Source organism: Sphingomonas sp. SP5 (assembly GCF_058313455.1).
Genome location: NZ_JBZFLF010000009.1, coordinates 31530 through 51404 on the forward strand (window position 1 = coordinate 31530; position 19875 = coordinate 51404).

11 protein-coding genes are annotated in these 19875 nt (G+C 65.4%); 7 read left to right on the forward strand and 4 right to left on the reverse strand.

The window, feature by feature from the left end:
* Positions 1-159: 159 nt before the first annotated feature.
* From AC4GY7_RS16970 to AC4GY7_RS16990, 5 genes are all read left to right on the forward strand, one after another.
* Entirely contained in the window at positions 160-1101 is a 942-nt protein-coding gene (locus tag AC4GY7_RS16970) for a PD-(D/E)XK nuclease domain-containing protein (protein WP_491116253.1), read from the forward strand.
* A 217-nt stretch (positions 1102-1318) separates the two neighbouring features.
* Positions 1319-7363: an HTH domain-containing protein gene (locus AC4GY7_RS16975; RefSeq protein ID WP_491116255.1), complete on the forward strand. Its 6045-nt coding sequence runs from the start codon at positions 1319-1321 to the stop codon at positions 7361-7363.
* A gap of 187 nt (positions 7364-7550) precedes the next feature.
* Entirely contained in the window at positions 7551-7697 is a 147-nt protein-coding gene (locus AC4GY7_RS16980) for a hypothetical protein (RefSeq protein WP_491116257.1), read from the forward strand.
* A gap of 324 nt (positions 7698-8021) precedes the next feature.
* Entirely contained in the window at positions 8022-9842 is a 1821-nt protein-coding gene (locus AC4GY7_RS16985) for a DUF262 domain-containing protein (protein ID WP_491116259.1), read from the forward strand.
* Positions 9843-9947: 105 nt separating this feature from the next.
* Entirely contained in the window at positions 9948-10496 is a 549-nt protein-coding gene (locus AC4GY7_RS16990) for a GNAT family N-acetyltransferase (protein WP_491116261.1), read from the forward strand.
* A 267-nt stretch (positions 10497-10763) separates the two neighbouring features.
* Here AC4GY7_RS16990 and AC4GY7_RS16995 read toward each other — a convergent pair whose 3' ends face one another.
* Positions 10764-12815: a hypothetical protein gene (locus tag AC4GY7_RS16995; protein WP_491116263.1), complete on the reverse strand. Its 2052-nt coding sequence runs from the start codon at positions 12813-12815 to the stop codon at positions 10764-10766.
* A 346-nt stretch (positions 12816-13161) separates the two neighbouring features.
* A complete protein-coding gene (locus AC4GY7_RS17000) occupies positions 13162-14919 on the reverse strand; it encodes a hypothetical protein (protein ID WP_491116265.1) in 1758 nt (585 codons plus the stop codon).
* Positions 14920-15134: 215 nt separating this feature from the next.
* Here AC4GY7_RS17000 and AC4GY7_RS17005 point away from each other — a divergent pair, with 215 nt between their 5' ends.
* Both AC4GY7_RS17005 and AC4GY7_RS17010 read left to right on the forward strand, forming a co-directional pair.
* Complete coding sequence (locus AC4GY7_RS17005) at positions 15135-16196, forward strand: DNA cytosine methyltransferase (protein ID WP_491116267.1); 1062 nt, start codon at positions 15135-15137, stop codon at positions 16194-16196.
* Positions 16197-16270: 74 nt separating this feature from the next.
* Complete coding sequence (locus AC4GY7_RS17010; RefSeq protein ID WP_491116268.1) at positions 16271-16483, forward strand: hypothetical protein; 213 nt, start codon at positions 16271-16273, stop codon at positions 16481-16483.
* Positions 16484-16716: 233 nt separating this feature from the next.
* Here AC4GY7_RS17010 and AC4GY7_RS17015 read toward each other — a convergent pair whose 3' ends face one another.
* Together AC4GY7_RS17015 and AC4GY7_RS17020 are read right to left on the reverse strand one after the other, a co-directional pair.
* The gene (locus AC4GY7_RS17015; RefSeq protein WP_491116270.1) at positions 16717-17910 is read right to left on the reverse strand and encodes a PP_RS20740 family protein; all 1194 of its coding nucleotides are present in this window, start codon (positions 17908-17910) and stop codon (positions 16717-16719) included.
* Positions 17910-19817, reverse strand: coding sequence for an ATP-binding protein (locus tag AC4GY7_RS17020; protein ID WP_491116272.1), 1908 nt, complete (start codon positions 19815-19817; stop codon positions 17910-17912). Before AC4GY7_RS17020 ends, AC4GY7_RS17015 begins: the two co-directional genes overlap by 1 nt.
* Between the last annotated feature and the right edge of the window lie 58 nt (positions 19818-19875).

Here is a 19875-nt window from a genome sequence, read left to right on the forward strand (position 1 = left end):
CTGCACTCGCCATCGGGCTCCAGGCCCATCTCGCCTATCTTCGCGACCTCTCGCCGGGCGAACGACTCCCGGCCAGCGAGCTGCTGCTCGGATTGCGGGACGATACATCACAGGCCGTGGCGTGAGCGGCCGCGCCTGTCGAGTGACAGGACCGGTCCGATGCTCGCAACACCGCGGCCCACGCTCTATATTCTCGTCCATCGAGCAGGAGGGCGTGCCTTGAGACGAGACGAGAAGAACGCGAAGAATGCTGGGCGGTATTTCGCGACCTTTATTAACGAGCACCAGGAGGACTGGGGCTACCTCATGCGCGACACGCACCCCAACCAGGGCTACGGCAACAGCAAGGCCGCGATCGACGCCAACGACTCCGCACAATGGTTGTACCAGTTCGTCGTGCCGAAGTTCGGCACTTGGTCGATGCCGGGCGTGTTCGCATCGCCAGCCGCCTTCTCGAAGGCGCTGAACGACCTAGAGATTTCTCTCGCTCATCGTCAGGCGCTTCTGACCGGTCACATCGCCGCGTCGCCGGGCATGACGCCGATCACCGTCCGGGACGTCTTGGACGAGATCGACGCGTGCCTCGACGCCGTCGCCCACGCAAAGGACAAGCTCGCGCCACCGGCCGCTGCCCCGGCCGTCACGTCCTTCGACAAGGCGCTGCTGATCGCCACCCGGTTTCCCGCCATCGTCGCCCGTCTCGCTCAGCGTCCTCAAGGGCGCGTTCCGTTGGTGATGGGCGACGAATACGACGTCCAATACCTGTTCGAGGCCGTGCTGGCCCTGCACTTCGATGATGTCCGCACGGAAGAGAGCGCCAGCAGCTTCGCCGGCGGCTCGGTCCGCCTGGACACGCTGCTCGCGGCCGAGGGCGTAGCGGTCGAATACAAGATGACCCGGCCGGGCCTGGGCGCGGTCGCGCTGCGCAAGCAGCTCAACGACGACATCATGGCCCACAAGGAAAATTCTAAGATCAGGCAGCTGCTGCTCTTCGTCTACGATCCCACGAAGCGGATCCGGAACCCGCGCGGTTTCGAGACCGATTTGTCGAAGCCTGTTGAGAGCCTCGGGACGATCAGGACGGTTATCCAGCAAGGGTAAGAACCGCCAACCGCCGTCGGCAAGCCCGCGAGCCGGTGCAAGGTCAGCGGGCGCAGTGGCGATCCGTGACGACCACCATCCGGCGAGCACGCTTTCGGGCATATCGACAATTAGCAACACAGCAGCGGTGCACCCCGCCGCCGCCGACCCTACATGGGTGCGACATGCAGGAGCGCTCGCCATAGACCCCGTCACAGCCCTCGGAGCGGCCGTCAACGTGGCCGATGTCACCAAGCCGTTCTTTGCGAACGCGCGCAACCAGTGGCGTCGGCGCGGTGCCGCCTCCGCGCGGCCGCCTGATCTTGCAACGGTGGACCGAGAGCTCGAAGAGGCGCTCGACGCCGTCGTCGGCGACGCGTCGACGATCCGCGAGACCGTCGCGGCTTTCGCCAAGGCGCGCCTTTCAGGCAGGCCAAGCGAACTGGCGGAGCCCCAGGCGAGAGAGTGGCTGCGGACGCCCACCGCGCGCGACCTGGCAAAGCGTGGGACCATGGCGCTGGTTCTGGACGACGATGTCGAGCCGATCCGGGCCGAAGCATGTGTCTCGTACGCGCAAACGTCCGGCGATGCCGCCTGGTGGGGGGGCATGTTGTTCGACCACGTCGTCGGCTTTCTCGCGCTGACGCTCGACAGCGCCATTTCGGCGGGCGATCGGCTCAACGTCCAAGTGACGAACGTCCGCGCCGATCGGCTCGAGACGCAACTGGCCGATGTGCGGGGCGATCTGGCGAGGCAGCCAGAGCTGCTGCGTGCTGTCGTCGAAGGCGCGGTCGGCGCAGGAGGCGCCGATCTCGCCGCCGAGCTGCTCGGGTCGCTAGTCGAGCGCGAACACCGCCGCCTCGCGATCGATGACCCCGCACGGCTCGATCGCGTGATCGCCGCGGCCACCCGCACCAAAAACGGCGACCTTCGCCGCGCGCCACCGGCCGCCGCCATCGGCATGTTCCGCTTGGCAGCGCGACTGCTCGCCCGAACCGGACGGCTGGACGAGGCGGACGATTGGCTCGCGGCAGCGCGCGCCGCGGGCGCGACCAATCTCGCGACCGACGAGGCACGAGTGGCCATCCAGCGCAAGGACTGGACTACGGCGTTCCGGTTGCTGGGGACCGGGGGCGACCGCGCCGCGAACTCTCTCCTCTTGGAAGCGCTACACGGCCGCGACGGCGCCGAGGCCGCGTTGAAATACCAGGCGGTGCACCTGCCGGCGGATAGTCTCGGCGGCTTCATGCTCCCGGTCGTAGCGTCGTGGCTGCTGGAGGCCGATCGGGGCGCGGAGGCCGAGGCCGTCCTCGTCGCGGCCGACGAGGAGCACCTGCGCGAAAACCCGGTTCTGCCGTTTGCACGAGCTCGCCTCAGACTCGCCCTGATGGCCCATGGCAGCACCAGAGCCGACCTGTTCTCGAACACCGCCGCCTTCCCGCAGCCGGAAACCGTCCACGACGATGCGGAAGGGGTAAGGCTGCGCGCGGCCGCCCTCGACGATCTGCACGAGGCCGGGCTCGCCGCCGCGGCGCTGGGCGACCCCGGCCTGATCGGCGCCGTCGAGGCCAACCGCCTGTTCCTCTCTCTCGGCAGCACCGACCCGACCATCAGCGCCGCCGCGAGGGAACATGCAGCTACGCTCGCCGCCGAGCCCGCCACCGCGCTGGACAAGGCATGGCTGGCGCTCGCCTACGATCTCCCCTTCGACGAGCGCCATCTCAGAGCTGAGCTGGAGCGGGCCTCGCTGCTTGGAGGCCTGGACGGCGGGAGCCTCATGACCGCCATCCAGCTCGCGATGCGGAGCAGCGATCGCAACGACCTCCTGTCCCTTCTCGAAGCGAACCGCGAGCGTCTTGCGGGATCGCTGCCGGTCGAGCTCTCGCACGGGCTCGAGATCGAGGCGCTTGCGCGCACCGGCAGGATTGCGGACGCGCGCCGTCGCCTCGACGCCGCGCGTGGACCGCTCGGTCCCGACCTGGCCGCACGGCTCTCATCCATCATCGACGAGCAGGAGGGAGCAAACCCAGTGGCGGTGCGGCTCGCGGCCTATGAGGCCAGCGCCTCCGATGCCGACCTGACCTTCCTGGTCAAAACGCTGCGGGAGCAGCGTGACCTTCGCACGCCGGATTACGCGACCAAGCTATGGCGAGCCACGCGACGCAGCGACGACGCGCTGCTCGCCCTCGACACGCTGTTCGATCAGGGTCGTGACGAGGAACTCGACGCTTTCCTGAACGAGATCGACGGCGAGGTCCCTGACGGTCCACGCCTGTTCGAGCATCGCGCATGGGCGTTGTACCGGGCCGGGCGGCTGGACGAAGCCCGGCGCGAACTCGATCCCCTGCGGGCCGCCGCCCCCGACCGGGTGAGCCTTCGCCAGCTCGCCATCAATCTCGGCGTCGAGAGCGGCGACATGGCGAGGCTGGCGGCCCTCGCGACCGAGGACTTCGAGCGGCGACACCAGCGCGATGCCGAGCAGCTGTTGCAGGCGGCGGGACTGGCCCATGCCGCCGGCGGCGGTCCGGCAGACGAGCTCGCCCGAGCGGCCGTCGCCTCCGCGCCGGACGACCCCAACGTGCTGCTGGCCGCCTTTACGCTAGCCACGCGGCGAGGCCGCGACTGGGAACCGGAGGCTAGCTGTTGGTTGAGGCGCGCCATGGAGCTCTCGGACGACGCCGGCCCGGTGCAACAGGCCGATCTGAGGGAGGTGATCGCGTCCCAAGAGGAGCGGTCCCGCGGCTTGGCCGACCTGAACCGCATGGTTATGGAGGGACGGGTTCCGCTCAGCATCGCGGTGCGGACGCTGGGAACGTCGCTGAGCGAGCTGATCCTCGGCCGCTTGGCAGCCAACGCCTCGCTGACAGCGCGCGAGCGCCTGTGCCTCCCGCTCGTCGCCGGCGACCGTGAACCGATCAATCTAAGCAGCTGTTCGCGGATCGGCATCGATCCTTCCGCGCTGCTCGCGCTGCAGCTTTGCGGGCTGCTGGACAAGACGCTCGAACGACTCCCTGGCGTCGTCATCCCGGCCGGAACGCTGCCGCTCCTATTGCACGATCTGGAGAGGCTGCATCGCCCGCAGCAGTCGCGGATCGATCAGGCGGTCGCCATCAAGGCGCTGATCGACGACGGGCGTATCGCGCCGTTCGACCCGCTAGTCGACGCCGATCCGATCCAGGCGCTGTACGATCGCGCGGCGGCGATCGGCGGGCGCATGGTCCATGGCTCACCCATTTGGGAGCCCGGGTCGCTTGGTGAGCGGCACCGCGATCCCGCAACCCTGGCGGATCGGCTCGCCAGCCTGCAGTCGCTCGCCGACGCGCTAGTTGCGCGGGGCGAGCTCGACGCCGATGAGGGCGAACGAGCGTGCGAGAAGCTGGTCGGCTACGGCGCGCGCTGGCCGGACGAGCCGGATGTCGACCTGGATGCCCCGTTGGTGGTCGATACGCTCGCCCTTTCTGGGCTCGCCTATGCCGGCCTTCTGGAAAGGCTTGCCCAAGGCGGCACGCGGCTGGAGGCGCCTCGGCATGCGGTCGACCAGATCCGGCGCGAAATCGACGAGTGGTACAGCGCACAGGCAGTCGAGCGGGCAATCGCCGCCGTACGGGGCCACGTCGCGCTCGCGCTTGCGACAGGAAGGGCCCGCATGGGACCGTTCCGCCGCTCCCGCAGCAGCGACGCTTCGGCCGAGGCCGGTCACGGCGTCGAGACGACGCCGCTAGTCTCACTCCTCCGCGATGGCTCCATGATCGACGTGCTCGTCTCGGGCGACCGCGGGGTGAACGGTCACTCGGCGTTCACCGACGCAGCCGGCGTCGCTCGTCCGGTGGCGACGCCCCTCGATGTCATCGACCGGCTCGCAGCCGATGGTGCGATCACGTCGAACCGCCGGGCCGACGCTCGCCGAGCGTTACGAGAGGCCGGGGTCGCCTTCGTCCCGCTCGAGGTCGGCGAGATCGTCGCGGCAGCAAGGGAAGGCAATTGGAGCCGCGGGCCCGGGCGCTCGCTCCGCGCCATCAGAGATGCAATTCACCTGGTGAAGACACGTGGCGCCGCATCCATGCCGATCGATCGGAAATGGCTCGCCGATGCGACCACCGCATTGTCGCTCGCGGTGCGCGGCTGCTGGCGCGAACTCGCGACGCCAGCCCTGGCGGAGGCCGCTGCGAGCTTCCTTGTCGACATCACTCCAGCCGCCTCGGCATGGGTCGCCGACGATCCCTCGCCCGATGCGCAGGAATGGGCAGCCAGCGTCACGCTGGCTGCCCATGCGCTGCTTGCCTTCCCCGCGGATGTCCCGCGGGACAGGCTGGACGAGTATCACGCCTGGTATGATCGCATCGCCACGCTGCGCCTCGACGGACGCGACCGCGCCACCGAGAGGCCGCTGCTCGACCTCGCGCGGACTTATATCCTTTCGCGATCGGACGATCTGGACGTGGCAGGCGTCGTCGTCCCCGCCACGGCGGTCCGGCGCATGGTCGCGGCGTTGGTGCCGGACCGGTTGAGACGGACGCTGCTGAGCGATCCTGACGTGGCGGCGGCCGTCCGCGGCACGGTGTCGACGCTCACGCTCGCCGGCCACGACGTGGAGTTCCAGGAGATGGCGCGCTTCTTCGCCTCGGCTGCGGACGGGCAGCCTGCGGACCTGGTCGACGCCGCCGGGGCAATCGTCGCGTCCGACGCAAAGATCGAGAACTGCATCCTGACCGCGACGGTTGCAGACGGCCGCGGCACCTTCCTTGAGGCTGGCCTCTTCGCGTCCACATCCGCCGCAAGGTTGACGGCGTTCGATCGGCTGCTGGGGCTGCGCACCCTCGCGCCCAGCTTGATCGCGTTCTGGCGCGAGCGTTTCCAGAACGGGCCGCCAGACCCGGCGACTTTGAGTGCGTTCCTCGCTGCGCTGGATGCGACCCCCGAGGCCTATCTGGCGAGGATGCGCGGAATGGCAGAGTTCCGGTGCGAGGATCTCGTGCCGGAGGAAGGGGCGCTGTACCGCAACATGCTCGACCCTGCCGGAGGCGACGGAACACTGCCGGGCATCCTCCGCGCGCTCGCCGCGGGTCATGCCCACCAGCCTTGGACGGCTGCGGCGATCCGCTCGCTCGCGCCGGTCGCCGTATCCCCCGACCTGCCGCTCGCGGCCATGGCGGGGGGCTTGGCGGACGAGGAACTGGCTCAACTCGCGCTGGCTCTGGCCCGCTCGGCCGACCCGTTCAGCAAAGTAGCGGCGTTCGAGCTTGCGTCGGGTCGGAGCGGCTCCGAGGCATGCCGGAACGCGGCCACCCGCACGCTCGAGATGATCCTTGGCGCCGACGCTCCCCTGGCGACCTCGATCGCGCTGTTCTGCGCCACGGGCGTGTTCGCCCTGGCCAAAGCTGACGTGCGCGCGCCGATGGCCGACCTTCCCTTGGCAGTCAGGCGTTGCGCGGCCCTCGCGCATGCGGGCCTGATGTGCCGAGCGATGAAGGACCTGGAGATCGACGCACAAGCCTTGCAAGCGGACGGGCTTTCATGGGCCGGCGCGCGCTGGGGCATCGCCGATCTGCTAGACCGGTTCGAAGCACCTGCCTGGCCCCGACTGTGGCTGCAGCCGGCGGTGCTAGGTCCCTACGCGCTGCGCCGATTGCGTCGCGCGGCGGAGGCCGAACTGGCCAACGCCAGGCCCCCGCAATGGGCTGTGCTGCTCGACGCAGAAGAGGCGCGGCTTGCCGCGGCCGGGCTGGAGGCCGGCCTGACGATGCCGGGACCGCTCGACGAGTTCGGCGACGCCCTCTCAGTGGAGGCGTCCGACGGAACCAGACAGCTGTTGAGCATGATGCTGGTGCCCGCCAAGGAGGCGGAACCGATCCTGTTCCTCTTCATGTGGGCGCACCGCCCGCCGGACGACTCCTCCGACTTCGAGGATTCTGTCGTGGAGCTCTTTCACCGGGCACCCGACGACCAGCGCCGAGCCATCGCCGAACTGGGCCTCGCGGTCGCGGGCCGCTGGCGGTTGTCGGGGCTGGCCGACCGTTTGACGGATCTCGTCCGCGCTGAAGCTAACAGCTGGGGCATGCAGCTCATGCGGCAAGTAGAGCTGTCGTTCGCGACGGCGTCGGCGCGGGCGTCCGGCACCCAGTACGAGGCCCTCGCCGAGCGGTTAGCGCCGCTGGCGTTCAGAACGCTGGATCGAGATCAGGCCCGAGCCTTCGCCGGGCTCCTCGATGTCTTGCAGGACCTTCGACCCGAGCACGCCGACAGCTTCGAACGGCTCCGGTCGGTGTGTCTCCTCGCGAGCTGACGACAGCCGAAGTCGTTCGCGTCCATCCTGCGCAGCCGGTCGAGATCGGCAGGAGGTCGACGATCAGGACTTCGTTGCCGGCGATGTGGGGTTGGAGCGTCCTGAACTGATCGGGTGGATGCCCCCTTCGGGCGGCATCGTATGATGTCGGACCGGCACCGGGAGGTGCCAACCGAAGGAGGAGCAGATGACCGACGTCCACATCCTCGCCATCTATCTGGCGAAGCGCAGCTTCCAGATCTGCGCGACATCCCGGGGCGGGGCGGTTCTATTTAACCGGACCGTGTCACGAGCCAAGCTCGAGACATCGGGACGTTCGCACCATGCTTGGTGAACGGCAATATTTGAATCGGAAGCTGTCGCGACCGTCACGACCTACAATCCGCCGTTCGGCGTCGTCGCGGCAGTTCCCATCTTCAGACGCTCGTTAAGGTGGCCTAATCAGCATCTTTGACTGTCGTACACCACCGCCCACATCGCTCGCGGAGAATTGGCGGTGGTCGCCTAGTCTCAGTTGATGCCGTCTTCATCAGCTCGCCCAGCCATCGATAGTGAAGGAATAGCGGCTGCTAGCCGCTCCGTTCACGTTCGCCGCCGTTTGCGGGGGAGAAGTCCCGTTGATAGACGTTAGAGACAGATTGTCAGGAGAGTGGAACAGGTGACGGGCACACAGGCAATCGAGAGCCAGGACATCACAGTCGGCGGCATTTTTCAGGCCTTCTATGCCGTGCCCGACTACCAGCGCGAGTATGTCTGGAAGACCACTCAAGTCGAGCAGCTGCTCAGCGACATTCTGAGCGAGATGCCGGCCAAGCCGTCGGACGGTCCGCCCGCCGAATACTTCATAGGCAGCATCGTCGTGTGTCCAAACGCCGCCGGCGTCTTGGACCTTATCGACGGCCAGCAGCGCATGACGACCCTGTTCGTGACCTTGTGCGCGATCCGCGACCGGCTTGAGGCGCTTAAGGACACGGTTGAGACGCCCATTAACGGGCAACTCTCATCGCAAAGCATGGACGACTGGGGCAAGTCCCAGCACCGCTATCGGCTTGATCTCCAATACGAAGACGCCCAAGGCGTGCTCGCGAAGCTGGTCGGACGCGAGCAGGCGGGGGTGAAGTTCGGTACCAACTCGGCCGAGAATATCGCCAATGCGTACACCACCGCCGCGCAGTTCCTCACCCGCGAGCTAGGCGATGATCCGGATCGGGTACGCGCCTTCTACGCCTACTTCATCAACCGAGTGAAGCTGATCCGGATTAAGACGGACGGCGTGACAAAAGCGCTCAAGATTTTCGAGACAGTCAACGATCGCGGCCTGAGTCTCGACTCGATGGACCTGCTGAAGAACTTGCTCTTCGTGCGGACGAGACAGGAGGAGTTCAGCCGCCTGAAGCTGGTCTGGGACGAGCTGCAAGCCGAGCTGAGGCGCTCGGGCGAGAAACCGTTGCGATTTCTGCGCTACTTCATCTTCAGCCGGTACGAGGTGGAGCAGCTCCGTGAGGACGGCATCTATGATTGGCTCAAGCGGAACGAGGCGCGAGTTGGTTTCAGCAGCGAGCCGATCGCGTTCGCGCGCGAGCTGGTTGAGGCCGCAAAGGCCTATACTCAGTTCCTCGCGGGAAGTGGCCAGGACGGACAGGCTCGTCCCGCGTTGCAGTCGATGCGGCTCCTCGGCGGGAGCGCGGCCCGGCAGCATCTCATCCTGCTCCTAGCAGCGCGTCACCTTCCCGACGGGCTGTTCGATCGGCTTACGCGAGAGATCGAGAACCTGTTCTTCACCTATGTAGTAACGCGCGAGCCGACCCGAGATTTCGAACGAGATTTCGCACGCTGGGCGCCTGAGGTGAAGGCAGTGTCGTCGGCGGAGGAGCTCGGCGCCGTTATCGACCGCCGTTTCCGACCGGCCAGAGCCGCACTCGCGTCACGCTTCGTCGAAGCGTTTGGCCGCCTGCAAGCCTGGGATCTCCAGGCCTACCGACTGCGCTATGTGCTCGCCAAGTTAACGCAGGCGGTCGAACTCAACGCCTATGGCGAGACCGAGGGCACGCGTTGGCTGAAGCGCTACGCCGAAGGGGCCGCCTACCAGATCGAGCACATTTTCCCTGTGGCTGCGACGCCTGAGTGTGTAGCCGAGTTCGGCGACGCCAGCGGCAGCTGGACGCAACGGCTAGGCAATCTTACGTTGGTTGAGCAAGGCATCAATTCGTCGCTCGGAAACCAGCCGTTCTCGGCGAAGGTGCCGGTCTACGCACAGTCGCAACTCCTCCTTACCCGAGCGATCACGGAGAAGCCGAGGGTCGGGATTAACACCCGCATCAATGCGGCCGTAACCGACCTTGAACCGTTCGATCGATGGACGCCCGTCGAAGTCGATAACCGACAATTGCAACTTGCCAGGCTCGCGGCGGCGGTGTGGGACGTGCCCGTCTCGGCTCCGGCCGCGCCGACGGCGATTAAGGCCGAGGACCTATCATGACGACCAGCGACGTCACTGGTCGGCTTGTATGGGACAATAGCGATTTCTAGGCCTGAACTCGAGCGGGCGATCGCCGAGATTGTGCGCGCATGGGCGGACGAGCACTTGGCCACTGCCCAATCATATAAGGTCAATGCATTCGGACGTGGCGAGATTGAGCTCCGGTCGCAGCAGGCTGAGGCCACGGGCGAGGCTTTGATCTTAATGTTGCAGTTTAGCCATGCGAAGCGCCACGTCTATTTGACCAACATCTTCCTGCCGCAGTCGCTGCGGCGCCGGGGCATTGGCAAGGCGCTCATGGCCGCGATCCGGGCGGCCGCGAACGCGCGCGGCTACCGCCTGTTCGCGACGGACATTGTGACAACCTTCTACGAGCGACTGGTGCGCCGCGGCGCGGCGATAGTCATTGAAGACGACATAGTGATGATTACGCCAGAAACGGACTTGACCCACCATCATGATTGCTTCGGGCTGTTCTCCCGTCCTAGCGACCGCATCGCTTCCAGACAACTTGGCGGTGGCGACCCACAGTCGGACACTCGCGAGCCAATCCGCGGCTCCCGAAAGCAGACATCCGTTCATATTGCGTCACCGGACGCTGCCGCGATACGGATAGCCGGAGCTGAACGGCAAGAAGTGAGGACCTCTTCCTGATCGCCCCTCACAGTAATGTCTGGCTAAATCGACACCGGACGTTTTTCGATGATAAGGCCCGCTCTCCTACGCCAAATCTGTCTTGGTATTCGGAATTACTAGACTTAGTGCGCGCCGCAGCCAAGAACATTCTCGATCAAGCCGGTGGTAATACTGGCGCTGTTAGAGTCGCAACTTCCGATGTTATGCGGAAGATATCTATCTCACGGTCAGTTCGTCGACGCTTGCTCCATTTCGGGGTCATGATCGCTGCGGCTCGATCGATATTTATGAGGCACTTGGAGGATTAGCGGCACCGCTAATAGTCGGTTCGCACCCACCAGTAGTCGTCCTGAAACTGTCCATGTAGCGATCGATGTTCATCGTCGGGTGGGCCATAAGTAGCGCCCGCCCGTCTGCAAGAGGGATCGGCATGGCCGACCAGTCGACCGCCGCGCAAAATTGCCGGAGCCCCGGATGGTCTTTGAAGATGGCTGGCAAGGCCTGTTCGGCCGACGCAACGTCGGTGTAAAGCCGCCCGACCGTGAAGACGGGCAGGGCCGAACCATCGAGCGTAAGCGCTGCGGCACTGTGATATTCGCCGCTCGACAGGAAGAGCTCGAACCAATTCGCATCGGTCACTGTGCAGCCGTCGAAGCTCCAGCTTGCGCCATTGCTCTGGTTCACAATTACGAGCGGAAGAAGGCGGATGTCGGCGAGCGGCGTGTCGGCAACGATGTCGGCGATGGTATCGAGGTTCGCATTCAACCATGCGGCCTTGCGGCGCGCCTGCTCCGCCGCCTCCTCGAGCTTACGCAGATAGTCATAGCGCTCGTTGGGCTCGGTAGGCTTGAGGAAGCATTTTATCTCGCCGACGATGATGGTCGCGCCTACTCGGACGACAAGGTCGATCTCTTCGCGACGCGGCCCTCCGGCGAGGTGTCGCACCACACTTGAGGCGGGCTGCAAGATCGGGTTGCCAGCTATTGCCGTCCCAACCCGGTCGCGCAGTTCGCGTTCATACCGTTCACCATTGCTCGCCTTGGACAGATCGGTGCCCTTGCCTTCCTGGAGCCAGCGTTCCACCGCGCGCAGGATCGCTCCCGAGACCAAAGCGCCCGCGACGATCATAAGGTCGTTGCCGTCCTTCGACGCGATCAAAGGGCGATGCCATAGCCCCGGGTTGAACAATGTCTTGAGCGGTCCGAACGGGTTGGAGGTAAGCGCGCGTATCAATGCGTCGGCGAGCGGTGCGGCGATGCCCAGTGCCTGCTCGAGCGCAGTCACGATGCTTGCGCGCGGTAGGCGGCAGGACATCCGCTCGATCCAAGCCTGGCCGACATGCCCGGGGTCTGGGTCGTCGGGAAGCGTGGCTTCGAGCAGATCTTCGAGCACCAGCGTTGCCAGCGCGAGCAGCCGAGCGGTCACCCCATCTGTGTTCAGCGGCTGGTCGAGGAAAATTGCCACATAGGCGTCATCCAGAATATCGACGGTCGTCCGGTGCCGCATCGCCTGATTGGCGGTGGGAGCTCCAAGCTCGATCGTCGGTGGGTTTCCAACTGTAAAGGATCGAACGGTTGCGGCCAGCGGCGAAGCGATCTCGGCCTCAGGCGCGAACTGTTCAATATGGCGGTTCAGGATGGCTCCCTGGTTTAACAGCGACTGCTCGCGCCAGTCCCAGACCCGCCACAGCGCTTCTTCTTCGGGGCAAAGCGGACTGACAAGGACTTGGCGTTGCCCATTTTCGATTGTCCAAGGCGCCCACAGCACCTGCTGCCAGACCTCGCGAAAGGCGTTGTTTAACGAGAAGAAAATTTCCCCCTTCAAGCCGGCTTCTGAAAAATCTTGGTCCTCGTCGGCTTTTTCCGGAAGGTTCGCGGCCGCAGCAAACCAGTGCGGCAGGCTGTCGATCATCGCCGTGTTGAGAGTGGCTCCCGTCTGCGGCTTAGCACCGACGTGGCTGACGATCTCGAGCTGGCTAATTGCCGAGAAGTGCGCAGCTCTCGCGCTCTTGGCGTGTGCCCTCATCGCCTCGTCCAACTTGCGCCGCATGAGGATGAACGCGCGGTTGGCAATGGCGATACCAAGCATCACCAGTTGGGCCGGAGACATATGGGTGAACGCCTTGGCGATATATTCGTCGCGCAGTTTCCGGACCTGATCGTTCACGACGAGAGCGGTCCTGATTAGCGTCTCATCGCGATCGCTATAGTCCTGCGGCAAGACCTTTATCCACGCGTCGAAATCGAAGAGGTCAGCGGTGGGGTGCGCGATCGAGGGTTGGGCGCAATTGGTGAGATGGCGAAAGAGGGCGGAGTCGACCTTGGCTGTGCTGGGCATAATTGGCTTATATTGCCTTCACTCGGAGGTCGCAGTCATGTGGCGTGCTTGAGTTCGGTGCAGCATACTCTGCCGCGAGCGCGACGCCCCACAAGTCGACGTTCACGGAGGCTTGTGTGCTCCTCAAGACCCGTCGTTCGCTCAGTCTTTTTCTGCGATGCGGCTGGAATTGAGCCGTTGCATGCCAGTCCGGTTGGGGGTGGCAAGAACGAGGGAAGCTGCCGTTCGGTCGTGCAATGTGCCTGTCTACTCGCGCCTGATCTCACATTTTATGGCTTCGCCGAGCGACGCCTGAAAGCGGACAATCAGCTATTTTCTCTAAAAAAGCGATGCAAGTGATCGAGCCTCAGCCTCGGTCTGCCGCCACGACGGCACCGCTGTCCCCCGCCGCCGGCTCAACCGAAAAGCAGAGGCTGCCGACACACCAGACGCTCGGTGGCTCCGCCAGGTGTGTGATCGGCTCGGCACCCGTGAGCCGGTTAAGCCGCGCGATCAGGTCGTCGAGCGATCCGCCGCCTGCCTGCTCCATCTCGAACGCCACCGTCGCAAGTTGGGCCCAGTTGCCGAAGGCGATCTCGGCCTCGCTGGCGAGTGCCCGCAGGGAATGCGCGAAGTGGCGGGTCACCGCCACAAGGCTGACCCGCGACACCTTCTGCCCGCTACGCAGGCGCAACGTGGCGCGCAGCTCGAGCTCGCCAGCCGCCGACAGCCAGCCACGCACCTTCGCAGCCCACTCTCCGACCTGCCTGTCGAGGCGCTCCGTCCGAGTCAGCATCGCTGCTATGTCCTCGCCGTAGTGGTCCTGGTGCTTCAGCTGAAACAGCAGGATGCGACCGGTCGCGGGATCGATGGCGACTAGGTCGATGTCCGTCAGCTCCCTGCCGCGCTGCCGCAGCTTAATGCTGGACCGGAAATCGAGCGAGGGCATCGCCGCCTTCAACATTTTCTCGATTCCGCGCTGCATCACGCCCTCGTGCTCACGCTGGGCTCGGGCGTAGTCCTTCTCGAAGCTGTGCTGCAGCGAGTTGAGCAGGAACTGCATCAGCTCGCGGCCGTTCGCGCCGGACAGCACTTTCACAACATGGCCGGTCGAGCATTGGATCAGTGCCGGTATAGCCGCTCCCGGCCGGTCAAGCAGCTTCCGGTTGCGCCGGCTGACCGACAGCACATCGAAGAGCACGCGGACCCCGTCGTCGTCGACGGGCTCATGTCCGTCGCGGCCCTCTCCCCAGAAGTTGATGAAGTCGCGCATGCTCTCGAGGAACTGCCACGTCTCTCCAGAAACCGTCAGGATGTCCTCAAGCCTCACCCCCGGCGCCTTCTCGAGAAGCGCGAGCGCGAACGCCCTGTGGCGATGAGCGGCCTGGACAATGTATGCGCAGGCTAGCTTGTAGTCCTGGAAGCGCATCCCGCCGAAGCGGGTATTGAAGTGGAAGGTGTCGAAGCCCTTCGCGAGCTCGATCTCGTTCCAGCCGCGGCCGTAGAAATAGACGTCGAGGACGGGGTCGCTCTCGTAGCCGATGCACCACCCGGCGGCCGGATAGACGAGCTCCTTGAGCAGGCTGCGGACGTCGCCGCCGATCTGGTCTTCGACGAACGCCTGCGGCCCGCTCTCGAACTCTTCCCGGCGCCGCTCATAATAGTGGCGGTCGAGGTCGCGCTCGTGGACCTCGCGGTCGATGACGTCCTCCGGCAGTACGATGCGGAACCGGCCCCGCGCCATCTCGACCCGGCCTCCAGCGGCCACGAGGCTCTGGGCGATCCGCCGGCCGTGATCGATCCTTCCGAGATCCAGGATCCGCGACGCGATCGCCGCCGCGGCCTTGCCGTCCCGTTGAAGCGTCCAGGTAGGAGCCGCGAAGCTCGGATGCGCATCAAGCGCCAGCTTGACCAGCCGGTTGACACCGAGCCTCATGAGATAGGCCCGCTCCTCATCGGCCCCGGTCTCCCGCCCGGTTCGAAGTGCCCCCTCAAGCTCGAGATCCAGCTCGTTGATCGCAAGGCGCATCCGGAGGCCGAAAGCGTCTTCGGCGATCCATTCCCTGATGACCGCCTCCTCGCGGTTCAGCGCATCAAAGAACTCCCGCAACGGCTGCTTTTCCAAGCGTTCCCCCACCTATCTAACCAGTCGCTCGCTTGTAGCGCCGCCCCGGTCCTATCCGCCATGGCAAAGCGGCGGCGCGCTTGCGCCTACGGGCCGAACCACCCTCAACTCGAGGAGAGACATCGACGATGAACGAGGTTCCAGAAACGCGCATTGAGCTTGCGCGCGTGATTCCGTGCGTCTACGATTCCGCCTCACTTCCGGGGAGGCGTTGCATGCTACTCAGCCTCTTCTGCGGGGCAGGCGGGCTCGATATCGGGTTCGAAGCCACCAACTACGATGTCGGTCTGGCGTTCGACCTGCGCAAGGACAGCATCGCCTCATACAATCACAACCGCAAGGGGAAGCCGGAGCACGGATACGTCGGCGATGTCTCAAAGCTGACGCTCGCGAAGCTCGACGAGCTCCATGGCGAGGAGTTCGCGCCGGAGGGCGTGATCGGCGGCCCACCCTGCCAGAGCTTCAGCCGCGCGAACACGGTCTACCTCGACGCCGACCCCCGGCACTCGCTGCCTCTTGCCTACGCTGAATTGCTTCGGCAGCTGAACGAACGCAATCCGGTGAAGTTCTTTGTAATGGAGAACGTCACCGGCCTGCTCAGCGAGCGCCACGCGCATCGGCTCCGACGATATGAGAAGGCCTTCGAGGAAGCTGGCTTCTCGCTGAGCCGCGCGGTGCTGCTCGCCACCGACTACTCGACCCCCCAGATCCGCGAACGCCTGTTCGTCATCGGCTTCAACCGCGATCTCTACGGCGGCGCGAAGTGGACGCCGCCCGCCACGATCACGACAGAAGACGGCCGGCGTCCCGACGTCCGCGGCGCTATAGGGCATCTTCCTGACGCCACCTACTACGAACGCGGCCTGACGCCGGACCAGATCGCCTTCCACGTCAACCACTGGTGCATGAAGCCAAAGTCGGCCAAATTCAGCACGCCGGGCGCCCTCACGCCGGGCTACGGCGGCAACCGCAGCTTCAAAACGCTCGCTTGGGACAAGCCCAGCCTCACGGTCGCTTACGGCCACCGCGAGGTCCACATCCACCCGAGCTGCACCCGCCGCCTCAGCGTCTACGAGGCCATGCTCCTCCAAGGCTTTCCGAGGGATTACGAGCTTACCGGCAGCCTCTCATCGCAGATCGTCCAGATCAGCGAGGCGGTGCCGCCCCCTGTCGCGGCCGCGGTGGCCCGTTCCGTCCGCGCGCAGATCGCGTGCCTGGATGCGGCGCGGGAGGCCCAGCAGGATCAGCCAGAGATCGAAGTGCGCGCGCGCGCCTAGCCGAAGTGACGGCTGGACGGCGGAACGTCTCTCCAACCCTTGAAAGCGCCTGGCCCAGGCCCAAGCTCGATGTCATGGAGCAGGTTAAAAACGTCCTCGACGCCGACGCCCGTCGCAGAATGATGGCGGGCTTCAAGTCCAAGGACACGAAGCCGGAAATGCGGGTCCGCAAGGCCCTCCACCGCCTCGGCTACCGCTTCCGGCTCCATCGCCGCGACCTGCCCGGCAAACCCGACATCGTGCTACCGAAGCATCACACGGCCATCCTCGTGCATGGCTGCTTCTAGCACCAGCACGGCGGCTGCCGCGATGCGCGGATGCCCAAAACCCGGCAGGATTACTGGACGGAAAAGTTCCGGCGCAACTTCGAGCGGGACCAGGCGACGGCGGCATCACTTACTAGGCTCGGCTGGAATGTCGCGGTGATCTGGGAGTGCGAGGCGCGCAGGCCGGACCTCGACGATGTCTTATCCGGCCTGCTTCGCGACCGAGCGCGGCTGCCGATTCGGGCGAATCCAGTTCAAGCCGCGCGGGTCTGCGGCTCGGCGAGCCAGCGGCGATATCCAGGGTTGCCATCGACGTCGTAGTGCGCAGACCTGAGTAGATCGGCGGACTCGAGCGTCACCGCCTCCATGAGCTGCTCGTCGCCGGCCAGCTCGGCATCCAGGTCCATCAGCCTCTCCGTCACGTCGAGCAGCGCCAGCGCCTGGTCGACCTCGGCAGCGGCTGCGTCCGGTCCCCGGTCAGCGACAAGCTCATACCGGTCTCTCGCGGGCGCCGTGCGCACGTCGCAGCGGAAGCCCAGCGACAGCATGTCCGGCCGCCCCGGAACAACGGCGTAGAAGCAACTCGGGAGCATCGTGAGGCGCCTCTCCGGATGTGCGGCGCCAACGAAGCGGAGCAGCCATTTTCCGAAGCCTAGCGCGAAGAGACGGGTAAACTCCTCGGGCTCAAGCCGCGCAGGGTCGGCCAGCAGAGTCCGTAGCCCTTGCGCCTCCGTGCGCAGCAATGCAGCCGTCCGACCCTCAAATCCGGCATTCGCATCGACGTTGTCGGTCACCGCCTGCATCAGGGCAGCGATGTTGTCGGCGTCAATCCGGTCAGGTGCGACGCGCGTGGTGATGAACAGCAGCCATGGATGCATCGCATTTCGAAGCTGCAGCTGTATCACCTCCGCGAGGGCGTCGACAGCGGTGTGCCTGCCTCTTCCTTGTGGCCGTAGCGCCAAGTGGTCGCACAGGTCGATGTTGACTGCGTGAAACGGACCCCCGTCGCGGACCTCGGCGAAGGCAATCGATTCCCGGTTGGCGACCGTCTCGAAACGCTCGCGCAGGATGGCCGAGCCTTGGTGGATGCCAGCCAGTCCGCGGACCTCGCTCTCGGCGATGTTCATCCGAATGTCCCGCGGCGACCCGGCGGGCACGGCGTTCAGCCCGGTGAACCGAAGATCGACCGCCGCCGCCTCGCAGGCCTCCCGCAAAACGCGGACGTCTAGAAGATCGTCACCGGGCAGACTCAGGTAGCGCAGGATGCGCGCGTCGGCTGGAAAGTGCGTCTCCCGCAGCATGCCGACGAGAGAATCATGCCACTGATAGCGGCGCACCCATTGCTTCCGCGGCCGATGCCACGGCTCGAAGGGGCGCTGTAGCGGTTCCTCCGCCACACGCCGCCGGGCGATGCGGCCGACCAGATCGGCGTCGTTGAACTCCTCCATCAGCCGCGCACTCCGAACACGGCAGCAATGTCGGCGAGCAGTGACTGCTGGTCCTCCCACGACAGATCGTCCAGCAGTCCCCAGGCGGACATGACCTTCGCGAGCGCCTCAAGCTGAGGATCCTCGATGACGGCACCGCGATTTTCGGCCTTCGCGGCGATCTCGTCTGAATCGAAGACGAGGACGCCGCGCTCGCGGTCGTCAAGCAGGGCCTGTCCGCGCGGCGCCAGGCGCACCGTGGGCGGCGGCTCCGCGTCGGCTCCCCGCCGCGCCTCCCAGACCTGCCCTACTAGGGTTTCGAGACGCGACGCCCGCGTGTCGGCCTCACGGGCACGCTTGGCCTCGAGCTTCTCCTTGTTAAGGCCCTTCAGCTTGTTGGTCGTCTGACGGACCGCGAAGTGCACCCACTTCTGCAGATATTGGTAGTGCGGGTGGCTGAAATTGAACGACTCGCGATCGATATTCAGCGCCGCATCCAGGCCCTCGGTGATGAAAACCTCGGACGTGAGCTGCCGCAGCCGCGTGAGCTCTGACACCTGATATCCCAAGAACGCAGGGTCGAAGAGGACGCCGCTCGCGTTGTTGACGCGCACCAGAACGCCGTTGTTCTCCTTCGGGGTGATCTTCTGGTTCCAGTAAAGGTAGGCCTCGAACGTCAGGGCTCCGCCACCCTCGTCGGACGGCACGGCGCCCAGGCCGGACACAACCTTGCCGAAGAACATCAGCGGCCTGCCGATGTCGCTGTTCCCGCGCAGCTGGCTGTCGAAGGAAATCGGGCGCATCAGCTCGACGTCGTCCACCAGGACACGGAACCCGCCGAGCGGATCCTGAGAGCTCGTCAGCCCCAGCTTCTCACCGATCGTTTCTTCGCCGGCCAGATCGACCTGCTCCGCTGTCCGGCTGGTCAGCTTGAAAAAGCCGATCCCGTCATCGGCGGTCAGGTCGAACGGATGCCTGTCGATGTATCGGACGGGCACCGCGAGGCTGAGCAGCCAGATCATGCCGAGATAGTCGTCGAGCGAATCCTCGATGACCGGCGTCGCCTTGCGCTCCCTGACCTCGTTGCGGACGGCGTCATAGAGCTTGCGGAAGCGCGTCTCGGCGCTGTCGGCCGGCGCCCAAGGTAGCCGAGGCTCCTCCAGGAAGACATCGAAGTCGTCCGCGGCCACGCGGCCTATATGGTAACTCGGCCGCTTCGGCAGGGTGCCGTCAATGTCGCCTCTCTCGGCGCGATCGAGCAGCGACCAGCGCTCCATCCCCTGTAAAAGCTCGCGCGCCTGGTCGGTCAGTTCCATCAGGATGATCTCGGTCCCCTGCGCGTCGACGTCTGCCGCGGGCTCGCTGGTGATCGTCACCGTCCCCGTCTCGAAAACGTCCCCCTCGGTCGCCGTCGCGAGCATCTCCTCGGTATGCGTCTTCATCACGATGACCGCCGAAGTGCGGAAGTCGTCCCCGCGGCGTTTCGTGATGACCTGGAAGTGGTGGGTAAGCTGGGCGACCGAGAACATCCCGATTCCGATCTTTCCTATAAGCCTGCGGCCGCCGATCGAGAGCTTCGGATCGGACGGATCGACGGTGCCGAGCCGCTTTCCCTTCGCGGTCCGCTTGGAGCTGCCGCCGATATGGGTGACCAGGTCGGCCAGCATCTCCGGCGACATGCCGCGACCGTTGTCACGTACCACGATCCGCTGGAATCGCGGCGCGTCCGTCTGGAGTATCACCTCGGTCGCGTCGGCATCGTAGGCGTTCGAGATGAGTTCTCGGAAGGCGGACGAGGGCCTGCGGTAGATGCCGTCGGTAACGCGCGCTAGGACACGGTCATCGACACGCAGCATCGTTCGGACGGGCTGCCCGCTCTTGCGTCCACGGTGGATCTCGAGTGCTAGCTCCTCAGCACGATCAGTCATGGCTCACCCCTGGTCCGCGCAACCGGGCGCGACGCTCCGCGCGCGATGCGCCCGCCGT

Bases quoted from the DNA above. Each gene is read 5' to 3' on its own strand.
- AC4GY7_RS16970 (WP_491116253.1), top strand. From the start codon at position 160: ATGCTCGCAACACCGCGGCCCACGCTCTATATTCTCGTCCATCGAGCA.
- AC4GY7_RS16995 (WP_491116263.1), bottom strand. From the start codon at position 12,815: ATGCCCAGCACAGCCAAGGTCGACTCCGCCCTCTTTCGCCATCTCACC.
- AC4GY7_RS17020 (WP_491116272.1), bottom strand. From the start codon at position 19,817: ATGACTGATCGTGCTGAGGAGCTAGCACTCGAGATCCACCGTGGACGC.
- AC4GY7_RS17015 (WP_491116270.1), bottom strand. From the start codon at position 17,910: ATGGAGGAGTTCAACGACGCCGATCTGGTCGGCCGCATCGCCCGGCGG.
- AC4GY7_RS17010 (WP_491116268.1), top strand. From the start codon at position 16,271: ATGGAGCAGGTTAAAAACGTCCTCGACGCCGACGCCCGTCGCAGAATG.
- AC4GY7_RS17005 (WP_491116267.1), top strand. From the start codon at position 15,135: ATGCTACTCAGCCTCTTCTGCGGGGCAGGCGGGCTCGATATCGGGTTC.
- AC4GY7_RS16980 (WP_491116257.1), top strand. From the start codon at position 7,551: ATGACCGACGTCCACATCCTCGCCATCTATCTGGCGAAGCGCAGCTTC.